The 12,609-nt window shown below is 32.8% G+C and carries 11 protein-coding genes; all 11 read left to right on the top strand.

Annotated features, from left to right (window positions below):
• The first annotated feature begins 53 nt into the window (after positions 1-53).
• The 11 genes from RB619_RS00500 to RB619_RS00450 all read left to right on the top strand — a co-directional run bounded on the left by RB619_RS00500 (position 54) and on the right by RB619_RS00450 (position 12,473).
• Positions 54-2,276, top strand: coding sequence for an NADP-dependent isocitrate dehydrogenase (locus RB619_RS00500; RefSeq protein ID WP_308092718.1), 2,223 nt, complete (start codon positions 54-56; stop codon positions 2,274-2,276).
• 152 nt (positions 2,277-2,428) lie between these two features.
• Positions 2,429-4,813, top strand: coding sequence for a TonB-dependent receptor (locus RB619_RS00495; RefSeq protein WP_308092712.1), 2,385 nt, complete (start codon positions 2,429-2,431; stop codon positions 4,811-4,813).
• A gap of 28 nt (positions 4,814-4,841) precedes the next feature.
• Positions 4,842-5,663, top strand: coding sequence for a DUF4249 domain-containing protein (locus tag RB619_RS00490; protein ID WP_308092709.1), 822 nt, complete (start codon positions 4,842-4,844; stop codon positions 5,661-5,663).
• Between the two features lie 10 nt (positions 5,664-5,673).
• Positions 5,674-6,156 carry a GyrI-like domain-containing protein gene (locus RB619_RS00485; protein ID WP_308092707.1) on the top strand — a complete coding sequence of 161 codons (483 nt, stop codon included), beginning with the start codon at positions 5,674-5,676 and terminating at the stop codon, positions 6,154-6,156.
• Positions 6,157-6,194: 38 nt separating this feature from the next.
• A complete protein-coding gene (locus tag RB619_RS00480) occupies positions 6,195-6,641 on the top strand; it encodes a DUF1572 family protein (RefSeq protein ID WP_308092705.1) in 447 nt (148 codons plus the stop codon).
• 87 nt (positions 6,642-6,728) lie between these two features.
• A complete protein-coding gene (locus tag RB619_RS00475; protein WP_308092703.1) occupies positions 6,729-7,391 on the top strand; it encodes a thiamine diphosphokinase in 663 nt (220 codons plus the stop codon).
• Positions 7,392-7,577: 186 nt separating this feature from the next.
• Positions 7,578-8,450: a hypothetical protein gene (locus tag RB619_RS00470; protein ID WP_308092701.1), complete on the top strand. Its 873-nt coding sequence runs from the start codon at positions 7,578-7,580 to the stop codon at positions 8,448-8,450.
• A 214-nt stretch (positions 8,451-8,664) separates the two neighbouring features.
• Entirely contained in the window at positions 8,665-10,077 is a 1,413-nt protein-coding gene (locus tag RB619_RS00465; protein ID WP_308092699.1) for a hypothetical protein, read from the top strand.
• 112 nt (positions 10,078-10,189) lie between these two features.
• Positions 10,190-11,134 (top strand): 23S rRNA (adenine(1618)-N(6))-methyltransferase RlmF, encoded by a 945-nt coding sequence (gene rlmF, locus RB619_RS00460; RefSeq protein WP_308092697.1) that lies wholly within the window; start codon positions 10,190-10,192, stop codon positions 11,132-11,134.
• 80 nt (positions 11,135-11,214) lie between these two features.
• Positions 11,215-11,451, top strand: coding sequence for a uroporphyrinogen decarboxylase (locus RB619_RS00455; protein ID WP_308092691.1), 237 nt, complete (start codon positions 11,215-11,217; stop codon positions 11,449-11,451).
• A 77-nt stretch (positions 11,452-11,528) separates the two neighbouring features.
• The gene (locus tag RB619_RS00450) at positions 11,529-12,473 is read left to right on the top strand and encodes an alpha/beta hydrolase (RefSeq protein ID WP_308092689.1); all 945 of its coding nucleotides are present in this window, start codon (positions 11,529-11,531) and stop codon (positions 12,471-12,473) included.
• Positions 12,474-12,609: the final 136 nt, after the last annotated feature.

Raw genomic sequence — 12,609 nt, 5'->3', positions numbered from 1 at the left:
ACTTTTCATATCGTCATCCTTTGACGACACGCTTATAAAAAAAAAAAAAAAAAATGACACAGAATTCAAAAATTTTTTACACCTTAACTGATGAGGCGCCTTTATTAGCGACTTATTCTTTGTTACCAATTGTGCAGGCGTTTACTTCTACAGCAGGTATCGCTATTGAAACCAGAGATATCTCTTTAGCAGGAAGAATTTTATCAAACTTTCCTGAATCATTAACAGATGCTCAAAAAACAGTAGATGCTTTATCTGAACTTGGCCAACTAGCTACAAAACCTGAAGCTAACATCATCAAATTGCCAAACGTTTCTGCATCTGTACCACAATTAAAAGCGGCTATTGCTGAATTACAATCTCACGGATACAACGTTCCTAATTTCCCAGAAGATCCTCAAACGGATGCTGAAAAAGAAATTAAAGCAAAATATGCAAAAGTTTTAGGTTCTGCCGTAAACCCAGTTTTACGTGAAGGAAACTCTGATCGTAGAGCTCCAAGAGCGGTTAAAAACTTTGCAAAAGCAAATCCGCATTCAATGGGTGCTTGGTCTGCTGACTCAAAAACTAAAGTTGCTTCTATGCCAGGAGGTGATTTCTACGGAAGTGAACAATCACTTACTGTTGCTGAAGCTAATGATGTAAAAATCGAATTCGTTGCTAAAGACGGAACTACAACTGTTCTTAAAGCAAGCACTCCACTAAAAGCTGGTGAAATTATTGACAGCTCTGTTTTAAGTGTAAACAAATTAAAAACTTTTGCTGCTGAAGCAATCGCTGAAGCAAAAAAAGAAGGTGTATTACTTTCTGTGCACTTAAAAGCTACAATGATGAAAGTTTCAGATCCAATTATCTTTGGCGCTATCGTTGAAGTATATTTTGCTGATCTATTCAAAAAATACGAAGTTTTATTTGCTGAATTAAACATTGACACTAGAAACGGTTTAGGTGATATCTATGCAAAAATTGCTGGAAGACCTGAGCAGGCTGAAGTTGAAGCTGACATTACTAAAGCAATCGAAAACGGACCAGCTCTAGCAATGGTTAATTCTGATAAAGGAATTACAAACTTACACGTTCCTTCAGATGTGATTGTTGACGCTTCTATGCCAGCAATGATCCGTACTTCTGGACAGATGTACAATAAAGAAGGTAAACAGCAAGATACAATTGCAGTTATTCCAGACCGCTCATATGCAGGTCTTTACACTGCAACAATTGACTTCTGTAAAAAACACGGTGCTTTTGATCCTAAAACAATGGGAAGTGTTCCAAATGTTGGATTAATGGCTCAAAAAGCAGAAGAATACGGATCTCACGATAAAACTTTCCAAATGAAAGCTGACGGAGTTGTTCGTGTTGTTGATGCAAACGGAACTGTTTTAATGGAACAAAACGTTGAAGCAAACGACATTTTCAGAATGTGTCAGGCGAAAGATGCTCCTATTCAGGACTGGGTTAAATTGGCTGTAAACAGAGCTCGTTTATCTAGCACGCCTGCTGTTTTCTGGTTAGATGAAAACAGAGCGCACGATAGAGAATTGATCGTAAAAGTTCAAAAATATCTTAAAGATTACGATACTACAAACTTAGATATCCGTATTTTAAACCCAATCGCTGCAACTGAATTTACTTTAGACAGAATCATCAAAGGTTTAGATACTATCTCTGTAACTGGAAACGTTTTACGTGACTACTTAACAGATTTATTCCCAATTCTTGAGTTAGGAACTTCTGCAAAAATGTTATCTATCGTTCCATTAATGAATGGTGGAGGATTGTTCGAAACTGGTGCTGGAGGATCTGCTCCTAAACACGTTGAGCAATTTACAGAAGAAGGATATTTACGTTGGGATTCATTAGGAGAATTTTTAGCTCTTGGTGCATCTTTAGAGCATTTAGGACAAACTTTAGACAATTCTAAAGCGATTGTTTTATCTGAAACTTTAGACCAAGCAAACGATAAATTCTTGGCAAATGACAAATCTCCAGCTCGTAAAGTTGGTCAGATTGACAACCGTGGATCTCATTTTTATTTAGCTTTCTATTGGGCGCAAGCTTTGGCAGCTCAAAATAAAGATGCTGAATTAAAAGCAATCTTCACACCAATTGCTGCTGAATTTGAAGCGAACGAAGCTAAAATCGATGCAGAATTAATTGGTGCTCAAGGAAAAGCTCAAAACATTGGAGGATATTATCAGCCAAATCCTGAATTAGTAAGCAAAGCAATGCGTCCTAGTGAAACATTCAATGCTATTATTGCTAAAATCAAATAATACCAGAGCATAACTAAATGTGCTAATACAGATAAATAAAAAAGACAACCCTCAACGGTTGTCTTTTTTTCTTATCTTAACTAATGTTTAACACCGTTTTTGTATTAATATATTAGTAAGAATTCTTAACTATGTAAACCAAAATCAAAAAGATGATTATCAGAAAGTTTTGCATCCTTATTATTTTAATTTTAACGGCGTTTACTTCATTTTCTCAAGAAAAATTCACTCTGAGTGGTACGATAAAGGACAATAAAAGCAATGAAACCTTAATTGCTGTCAATATCTATATTCCATCTTTAAAAATTGGAACTACAACAAACGAATACGGTTTTTATTCGCTGACAATTCCGAAAGGCGAACACCAAGTTGAAATTAGTTATGTTGGCTATCAAACACTCCAGCAAACTGTCATATTAAACCAAAATACCAAACTGAATTTAAGCCTTAGCGAAGGAGCAGGTCAAGAACTTCAAGAAGTTGTCATTAAAGATAACAAAGGCAAAATCAATATTAAATCTCCAGAAATGAGCGCCAACAAGCTCTCTATTGCCACCATAAAAAAAATGCCAGTAGTTTTAGGAGAAGTTGATGTTTTGAAATCTATTTTATTACTTCCAGGCGTTACAAATGCAGGCGAAGGCGCATCAGGATTTAATGTTCGAGGCGGTGGCGCTGATCAGAATTTAATTTTATTAGACGAAGCAACGATTTTTAACTCTTCTCACGTTTTTGGTTTTTTCTCCGTTTTTAATCCCGATGCGATTAAAGATTTGAAGTTATATAAAGGAGGAATCCCGGCGCGTTTTGGCGGACGAGCTTCTTCTGTATTGGATATTTACCAGAAAGACGGGAACAGTAAAGAATTCCATGTGAATGGAGGAATCGGATTAATTTCAAGCCGACTTTTAGCAGAAGGCCCTTTGGTAAAAGACAAAGGTTCTTTTTTAATTGGAGGAAGAGCTTCGTATGCTCATTTATTTTTAAAATTATCGGAAGATCAAAAAGATAATGCCGCCTATTTTTATGATCTGAATACAAAATTGAGTTACAAATTAAACGACAATAACAGTTTGTATTTGTCAGGTTATTTTGGAAGAGATGTTTTCAGCTTAAATAAAAGCTTCACAAATATTTACGGAAATTCAACCTTAAATCTTCGTTGGAATCATTTATACTCAGACAAATTATTCTCAAATCTATCTCTGATTTATAGTGATTATTACTACGGTTTAGATCTTGATTTTGTTGGCTTTAAATGGGATTCAGGCATTCAAAATTATAATATCAAATACGATTTCAAACATTATATTTCAGATAAATTCAAATTAAGCTACGGCTTAAACGGGATTTATTACAAATTCAATCCCGGAACTATTAAGCCAAGCGGTCCAGATTCTGGAATTAATCCGGATCAATTGGACAAGAAATATGCTTTTGAGCCATCCATTTATATTGATGCCGAAAATCAGCTTTCGAAAAAAATTACGATTGCTTATGGATTGCGATACAGTTTGTTTTATCGTTTAGGTCCTTCTTCGGTAAATCTTTACGAAAATAACAATCCTGTTATATTCGATACCGATATGCAGATTTATGAAAAAGCAACGCCCATTGGTACAGAATATTTCGGCAAAAACAAATCAATTAAAAGTTATAACAATTTAGAACCTCGATTTTCTATTTCCTATCAGCTAAATGATGAACAAGCAATCAAAGCAAGTTATAACCGAATGGCACAATATCTTCAACTGATTTCAAATACCTCATCACCTACTCCGCTGGATGTTTGGATGCCAAGTGACAATTATATTAAACCGCAAATTGCTGATCAAGTGGCTTTGGGTTATTTCAGAAATATCAAAAACGGCGCATATTCATTGGAAGTTGAAACCTATTATAAAGAAATTCAAAATAGACTCGATTATATTGATGGAGCCGATTTAATTGCAAATAATGCCATTGAACAAGTCATTCTAAATGGCCAAATGCGCGCTTATGGCTTAGAAATTATGGTAAAGAAAAACGAAGGCAAGTTCAACGGGTGGATTTCTTACACTTTATCAAAATCAGAACAGCAGACTCCGGGTAGAACTCCAGAGGAAACCGGAATCAATAATGGACAATGGTACAATTCGGCTTACGATAAAACACACAATTTAGCTGTAACTTCTGCTTATAATTTGAACGAAAAATGGTCTTTTGGTGCTAACTTTGCTTTACAGTCCGGACAGCCAGTAACTTACCCGAACGGTCAATATGAATATTTAGGAATCACAGTTCCGAGTTATGGCTTACGTAACGTAAACCGATTACCCGCTTACCATCATTTAGATGTTTCGGCAACTTTAACTCCTAGAAAAAACAAAGACCGAAACTGGAAAGGAGAATGGGTTTTTAGTATCTATAATTTGTATAATCGCAAGAATGCTGCTTCCATAAATTTCCGCCAAAATGTGGATACTGGCGAAAATGAAGCGGTGAAAACATCCATTTTTGGAATTGTTCCTGCGGTGAGTTACAATTTTAAATTTTAAATATACCTTTTTATTTAAAAAGCATATTATGAAAAAAACAGCTTTATTAATTGTAATTTTTATATCTATTTTCTTTACGAGCTGTGAAGAAGTTGTTGACGTTGATTTAGATACAGCGCCACCAAAACTAGTTATTGAAGCCGCAATAAACTGGCAAAAAGGCACTACAGGAAGACAGCAAACTATTAAATTAACTACAACAACAGGTTATTTTGAAAACGTAATTCCGACCGTTTCTGGCGCTCAGATTTTCATAAAAAATAGTGCCAACGAACAATTTAATTTTATAGAAATTCCTAAAACGGGCCGTTATGTCTGCAATAACTTCAAACCAGCTTTAAATACAGAATATACTTTGACTGTAAAAACTAACGGACAAACTTATACCGCTGTCGAAACCATGAAATCTGTTGCGCCGATAACACATATTGAACAAAATAACGAAGGCGGATTTACAGGAAAAGATATTGAAATAAGAGCTTATTATAATGATCCAGGAGATGCTGATAATTTCTATTTATACAAATATGTATATTCAAATAAAATTAAATCCAACTATTATGTTGACGATGATAAATTCTATCAAGGAAATGAATTTTTCAGCCTTTCTGATGATGACGAATTAAAATCGGGAGACGAAATTGAAATTACCCATTTCGGAATTTCAAAGCAATATTACAATTATATGAGTATTTTGGTAAGTATTGCCGGCACTAACGTTGGCGGGCCATTTCAATCGCCTCCGGCAACGGTAAAAGGAAATATCATTAATACGACTAATAAAGAAAATTATCCGCTTGGTTATTTTTCGCTAAGTGAAACGGATTTAAAAAAATACACTATAAAATAAACCTACTAAAATGGAAGCCCAAATTAAAATTTTAACCGAAAAAAAATTAGTCGGCAAACATATTGTAATGTCGTTTATAGAGAATCATACTTTTCAATTATGGAGCGGTTTTATGCCAAGGAGAAAGGAAATCAAAAATACAGTTGATTCAAATTTATATTCACTTGAAGTTTTTCCAATTGGCTATTTTGACAATTTTGATGCCAGCAAAACGTTCCAAAAATGGGCAGCTGTTGAAGTTAGAAACTTTCCAGTTATACCGGCTGAAATGGAAACACTGATAATTCCAACTGGAATTTATGCCGTTTTTATTCATAAAGGTCCAGCCAGCGATGCGCACAAAACCTATCACGCGATTTTTGCAGAATGGCTTCCAAAATCTGAATACACAGTAGACGACAGACCGCATTTTGCTATTATGGACGAGAAATATAAAAAAGACGATCCAGATTCTGAAGAAGCAATTTGGATTCCTATAAAAAATAGAGATTAGTTTTTCTTGATTTCATTATTCAAATTAATAGTTACACTATGCTGATAGAAACTCTTAAATCGTTATTTGAACGAGACTTAAACAAACTAAAATTCGAAATCGAATCCTACCAAGATGAAAGCAAGATTTGGGAAATTGATAAGAACGTTTCAAATTCAGCAGGAAATCTTTGTCTGCATTTAATTGGAAACTTAAACACTTACATTGGTGCAGAAATTGGAAAAACGGGTTACATCAGAAATCGTCCTTTGGAATTTTCTTTAAAAGATATTCCAAAAACAGAATTAATAAGTAAAATTGAAGAGGCTCTTTTTGTTGTCAATAATGCGCTTGATTCTTTGACTGAAACTGATTTACAAGCCATTTACCCGCAAATTGTCTTTGAAAAAGAAATGACAACGGGGTTCTTTCTCGTTCACCTTTCAACACATTTGGCTTACCATTTAGGGCAAATCAATTATCATAGAAGGCTTCTTGATTTTTGATTATTTCTAAGTGGAAAAAATCTAAAATCTAAAATCTAAAATCTAAAATACTAGCCGTATATTTGCTTCACATTCAAAAAAACACACATGTCATCACACCATATAGTTCGCGACGATCAGGAACCTGCTTTAATTATTGCTAACGGAGCCGCCTGTAGCAGTGAACTATTGGGACAACTTTTAGAATGGTCGCCTCTTGTGGTTGTTCTCGATTCTGCAATTGAACGCGTTATTGAATTAGGCATAAAAGTCGATGTGCTTTTGGGCGATTTTGACCGTGGTTTCGATCCAGAAATCTATAAAACGTCGCAATATCCAATAGAGATTGTTCACACGCCAGACCAAAATAAAACCGATTTAGAAAAAGCATTTGATTATTTAATCGAAAGAAAAATTCCGGCTGTAAACGTTGTTTGGGCAACCGGAAGACGTGCTGATCACACGATTACAAATCTTACTAACATTGTTCGATATCGCAATTTACTTAAAATTGTAATTCTTGACGATCACTCAAAAATCTTCTTGCTTCCAGCAAAATTCGAAAAATGGTACACTGCCAAAACACCAATTTCTCTTATTCCAATTGGCGTCGTGAATGGAATTTATTCTACCAATCTAAAATACGAATTGCAAAACGACACGCTCACAATGGGTTATAGAACCGGAAGCAGCAATTCGGTTGAACAAGACGGACTTGTGACTATTACGCATCGTGAAGGCGATCTTTTGATGATGGAATGTTTTGATTAATTTTTCTTTTTGAGTATGGTGATTTCAAACTCGTGCCTTTAAAATTGAAATCTTTTTCTTACTTTAGCTCTTTGAATTGTATAATTAAGACGTTTATCATACATAATCGTCCAAAATTGAGTGACTTTGTTTGATTTTTTATACATATATTACTTGGCGGCAATTATCCAAAAAAACTAAAACTAAATGAAACATTTTTTTTTGCTTTTAATACTAATCCTAATTTGTTTAACTTCAAACGCACAAAAGTTTGAGGATAATTATTTAGGAAAAGATTTTTTACTATATAAAGGAGCTTTTTTTAAACTTAAAGAAGATGCATCAGTTGATGGATTTAGTTATGCATTTTATTCAGATTTGAAGTATTGCCAATCATCTTATGATAACAATGTTATTTATCCTACAAAAGAATATTATTTTAATACAGCAAAAGATTCTTTACTAAATCGTGTATTTATCGTTGAAAACATAATAGACGCAAATGGTAATACGTTGGAAAATTCCTCATCTAAAGAGCCTATTTTTATCTTAAAAGATTCTATTTCAAAACAATTAATTTATTATAAATACGATATAGATTCTGAATATGATTTTTGTTTCAATACGAGTAAAATAACATATGACGAACATGTTTTTTGCACTAAACTTGAAAGAGCGGTTGACGACTTTACAGGTGAAATAAAAATATCTTCTCCCTTAATGATAAGTGGAAATTTATCACCAATTATGATTTATAAATATTTAAAAAAAGGAAAACCACCATTATACTATTTAAGCTTAAGAACTTCTGGAAGTACTTTAAATGTAAATGAGAAAGGAGTAATTGTACTATTTGAAGACGGAACAAAATGGAATAAACAACAAACCGAAATCAATGTTGAAGCCACTAGTAACGGATATATGTATTCTGCATTCATATCGCTTAATGCTACGGATTTGATAACATTCACGACAAAGAAAATTAAAAAAATTAGACTATATATTTATGACGGAAGTGTAGTCCCAAGTGATGCTGACAAGTTCAGACTCTTTGTAAAGTGCGTGAAAACAAGTAAATAATAAATACCGTTTACAGCTAGTACAATGGATTTGAGTAATAGGCTTAATGGAAAGGTAGCTTTGTATTTAAATGATTTACACCGTCCGTTCGCTATCTCGCTCGGGTGGCAAATCCGAAGAATAGACTTAATTTAGTCCCAAATCCGCTGTAATAGTGGGACGTTAGTGGCAAGCCTAAAACCGAAACTACAATTAATAATCCTCGAGAAAGACTATGGAAAATTATTCTGAAAATTACGAAAGAATACAAGAATTTATTGAGCTTTTTTCAAGATTAGTGGATGATAGAAAAGATTTAAAACTTGTTCTTCAAACTTATACACACTTCGAAGGAAAATTTAAAATGCTTGATGCAATATTACTTCGAGAAAACGAGAGTTTGGCAATTTTTGAATTCAAACCGAGAGGCGAGGAAATTAATTTACAAGATATCTTTGAGGCATTTGTACCTGCCGAAGTTAGTTTTAAGTTTCTAATCTTATCAAATGGGAAAATCCATAAAGTTTTGAATAGATTTTCTAATCAAACAAAGGATTTTCAAAATGCAAAAGAATTATTATTTTTCCTTTTAGAGATTCCAAGCGAAGAAGAAATCGAAAAGGTAAAAAATGAAATAGCCAAAGGAATTGAAAACGTAGTTTCTACTTTTTTCACTTCGCATAATAATTATCACACATTAAGCTCCAAAAAAGAAATCATTCTTCAGCTTTTTACCAAAGAAAACATTTATAAAAACTTACGATACGATAAAAATGGACAATTTTATCATATATCGGAAGATATAAGACAATTAGAAAATTTAGAGAACAAATTCTTCAAAATCTTAATTGATGAAGTAAATCAAAATGAGTTTATCTACAGATATACCAATCTAGACACTGTATTTTCAACTATTGATAAAGAAAGTCTGCGGTTGAATGGAATAGCCGGAATGAATGACATATCAGAAGTTGGTTATGTTGAAACTTACCTTGATCGAAATTTTGTTCCATTTAAAACGTCTAAAGATGTTGATCGATTAAACAAACGATTTATACTTTGTAGCTCAACTTTGAATGATGATTTAATGCAATGGAGATTATATGGTGATGATTGTAAAGGCGGATGTTTAGTATTTAGACTTAAGACACAAAAAGACATTCCTGGTTTACAAATTCGAAAAATAAATTATGGAGTTGAGATAAATAGAGAAAATTATCATCCCGAATTAGAATTAATTACACAAATAATTGATTTCGTAAAAGTTAACATCAAAGATTCTTTTCAATTTCGCACGTTGTCAATATGGAAACACTTTTTTAAATCATTTGAATATGCACCAGAAAAAGAAGTAAGATTATTATTGATTCAGAATGATCAAAACAACATTAAGGGCAAGTCTTTCAATGGTTTTAGTCCACATTCGTTAGATAAGAAATGGTGTTTAACAACTTCGCACAAGATTTTAAATCCATTTATGATAATAAACCTAAATGATAAAGCTTTACCCTTAGAATTAACTGAAATTATACTTGGTCCTAAATGTCCTGAAATAGTTATTAATCAAACTCAATTTATTCAATTACTTAATGAGAAGAAAATGGGTAATGTAAAAGTAAATATATCTAGGATTAAGAATTATAGATAACCGGCCAGCCACTAACAGCTACTACAACGGATTTAGCCAATAGGTTTAATGGAAAATTTCATAAAATCTTTTCTAAAAAAGGAATACCTATCTTTGCACGAAATTTATAAAAATGAAAGCAACAGATAATTCACAAAAAGACAATTTACATCCAAGAAATCTGCATCGCTCGCGATACGATTTTGAACTTCTTATTAAAAATTGTCCCGAATTAAAAGCTTTTGTTTCGATAAATAAACACGGAATCGAAACTATTGATTTTAGTGATCCGCTTGCTGTAAAGACTTTAAACAAAGCTTTATTGCAGACTTACTATGATATTCAAGATTGGGATATTCCTAAAAATTATCTTTGTCCGCCAATTCCAGGAAGAGCCGATTATATTCATTACATCGCTGATTTATTGGCTGGAAACAACAACAATCAAATTCCAGAAGGAAATTCTGTTTTAGGATTAGATATCGGTACAGGTGCGAATTTAATCTATCCGATATTAGGAAATGCGATTTATAAATGGAGTTTTGTTGGTACAGATATAGATGGAAAAGCAATTGAAAACTGCAGTAAAATAATCGAAAACAATCCAAAATTAATCGATGCAATCAGTTTACAACAACAAACCGAATCTCGATTTATTTTTAAAAATATCATTATTCCCGAAGACCGTTTTACGTTCACAATGTGCAATCCGCCTTTTCACGCTTCGGCAGAAGAAGCAAACAAAAGTGCGTCAAGAAAAGTCTCGAATTTAAAAGAAAAAAGAAGCACAAATCCTGTTCTAAACTTTGGTGGTCATAATGCTGAATTATGGTGCAGTGGCGGTGAAATTGGATTTGTTACACAAATGATCTACGAAAGCGTCAAATATGCTTCGCAATGTTTATGGTTTACAACACTGGTTTCAAAACAAGAAAATCTTTCTTCAATTTACAAAACATTAAAAAAAGTAAATGCCGTTTCAGTAAAAACAATTGAAATGTCACAAGGCCAAAAAAACAGCCGTATTGTGGCTTGGAGTTTTTTAAATGAAGTGGAGCAGAAAAATTTCAAAATCTAAAACCCTGATTTTCAACCTCAACTCTTGATTATATAATTTGGTTTTGTTACATTTATTGTAAACTATTTAATATCAAGACTATGGCAGAGTATATTGGTTACCTAGCATCTGTTTTTATTGTTGGAGGTTTTTTACTGAAAGACCTCAGAACAATCCGATTTATTAATATGTTTGGTTGTATTTGTTTTGTAATTTATGGTGTGTTTTTAAATGACTATAGAGATTTTAGTCAATGGCTTTGGCCATTAATTATTCCTAATGCTATTTTAGCATTCGTACAGATTTATTATTTGACATCAAAACATGATAAATCTTAAAATTTTGATATTTTAGATCAAAATTCTGAAACCTCTTCGAAATTAGATTGTTGTACCTTTAAATTAAATTGAATTTTATGAGTACTTCAAAAATCTTCGTTCCGTTATTCTTTGTTTTATTAATCGTGGGATGCGCTTCTTCTAAAAAAACCAAATTTGAAGATTACGTTTTTAAAACAAAAACCGACAAACAAAATTACATTGCGGCTTACGACAAGGCCCTTAAACTTTGGGAAATTCCTTTAATAGAAGAAAATGTAAAAACCAGTTTTGGAACAGCACACGTTGTAATTGCCGGACCAAAAAATGGAAAAGATCTAGTGCTTCTTCACGGAATGGATGCCAGTTCAACCATGTGGTATCCTAATATCAAAGCTTTATCCAAAAATCATCGTGTTTTTGCAATTGATTTTTTAATGGAACCTAATAAATCTACTCTAACTGCCAAACCACTTTCATCAGAAGAAATTGTCACTTTGTACAATGAAATTTTCAATCACTATAAATTAAAGAAATTTGATATTGTTGCTGCTTCGCGTGGTGGCTGGATAGCAACATTATTAGCTATTCAAAAAAAGAACTCAATTGACAAAATTGTGCTGTTAAGTCCAGCGCAAACTTTTAAATTTATTGATAAGCCTAGAAAAACATCATCAGCTTTGCTTTTAAAACTTTTTCCGAGTGAAAAGAAATTCAACAAAACATTAAAAACATTTTCTACACATCCAGAAAAAATTAGCCCTATCTATAACAGGCAATTTTATTTGGCCAATAAATATGCAAAATCAAACTCAAGTATGCTAAAAATGACACCTTTTTCAGATAAAGAATTAGAGTCGATTCAAAATCCTGTTTTGGTTTTAATTGGTGATCATGATGTTATAAATTCTGAAGAAAGTCTAGAGCGAGCAAAAAAACATCTGATTCATAGCAAAACCGAAACAATTAAAGATGCAGGACATTTTTTATCCATAGATCAATCGCAAATTGTGAATGATGCGATTCGTGTTTTTTTAGAATAACGTACAATGTGCAGTCCCTACTGGACAATTTTGTTGTGTGAAAACATTTTTTTCTACCCATATTTAATCTCTACGAGATATCTTAGTTGGAATTTAATATTTATCAAATCGCTATAAAATACTCCGTTAGGAGTTT

The organism is Flavobacterium sp. LHD-80 (genome assembly GCF_030929605.1).
GTDB lineage: Bacteria > Bacteroidota > Bacteroidia > Flavobacteriales > Flavobacteriaceae > Flavobacterium.
Note: the sequence above shows the minus strand (reverse complement) of the source record. Positions and strands in the feature narration are given on the sequence as shown.

Coding starts and splice junctions, on each gene's coding strand:
- rlmF (WP_308092697.1), top strand. CDS start 10,190: ATGAAAGCAACAGATAATTCACAAAAAGACAATTTACATCCAAGAAAT.
- RB619_RS00455 (WP_308092691.1), top strand. CDS start 11,215: ATGGCAGAGTATATTGGTTACCTAGCATCTGTTTTTATTGTTGGAGGT.
- RB619_RS00450 (WP_308092689.1), top strand. CDS start 11,529: ATGAGTACTTCAAAAATCTTCGTTCCGTTATTCTTTGTTTTATTAATC.
- RB619_RS00475 (WP_308092703.1), top strand. CDS start 6,729: ATGTCATCACACCATATAGTTCGCGACGATCAGGAACCTGCTTTAATT.
- RB619_RS00490 (WP_308092709.1), top strand. CDS start 4,842: ATGAAAAAAACAGCTTTATTAATTGTAATTTTTATATCTATTTTCTTT.
- RB619_RS00470 (WP_308092701.1), top strand. CDS start 7,578: ATGAAACATTTTTTTTTGCTTTTAATACTAATCCTAATTTGTTTAACT.
- RB619_RS00480 (WP_308092705.1), top strand. CDS start 6,195: ATGCTGATAGAAACTCTTAAATCGTTATTTGAACGAGACTTAAACAAA.
- RB619_RS00495 (WP_308092712.1), top strand. CDS start 2,429: ATGATTATCAGAAAGTTTTGCATCCTTATTATTTTAATTTTAACGGCG.
- RB619_RS00465 (WP_308092699.1), top strand. CDS start 8,665: ATGGAAAATTATTCTGAAAATTACGAAAGAATACAAGAATTTATTGAG.
- RB619_RS00500 (WP_308092718.1), top strand. CDS start 54: ATGACACAGAATTCAAAAATTTTTTACACCTTAACTGATGAGGCGCCT.
- RB619_RS00485 (WP_308092707.1), top strand. CDS start 5,674: ATGGAAGCCCAAATTAAAATTTTAACCGAAAAAAAATTAGTCGGCAAA.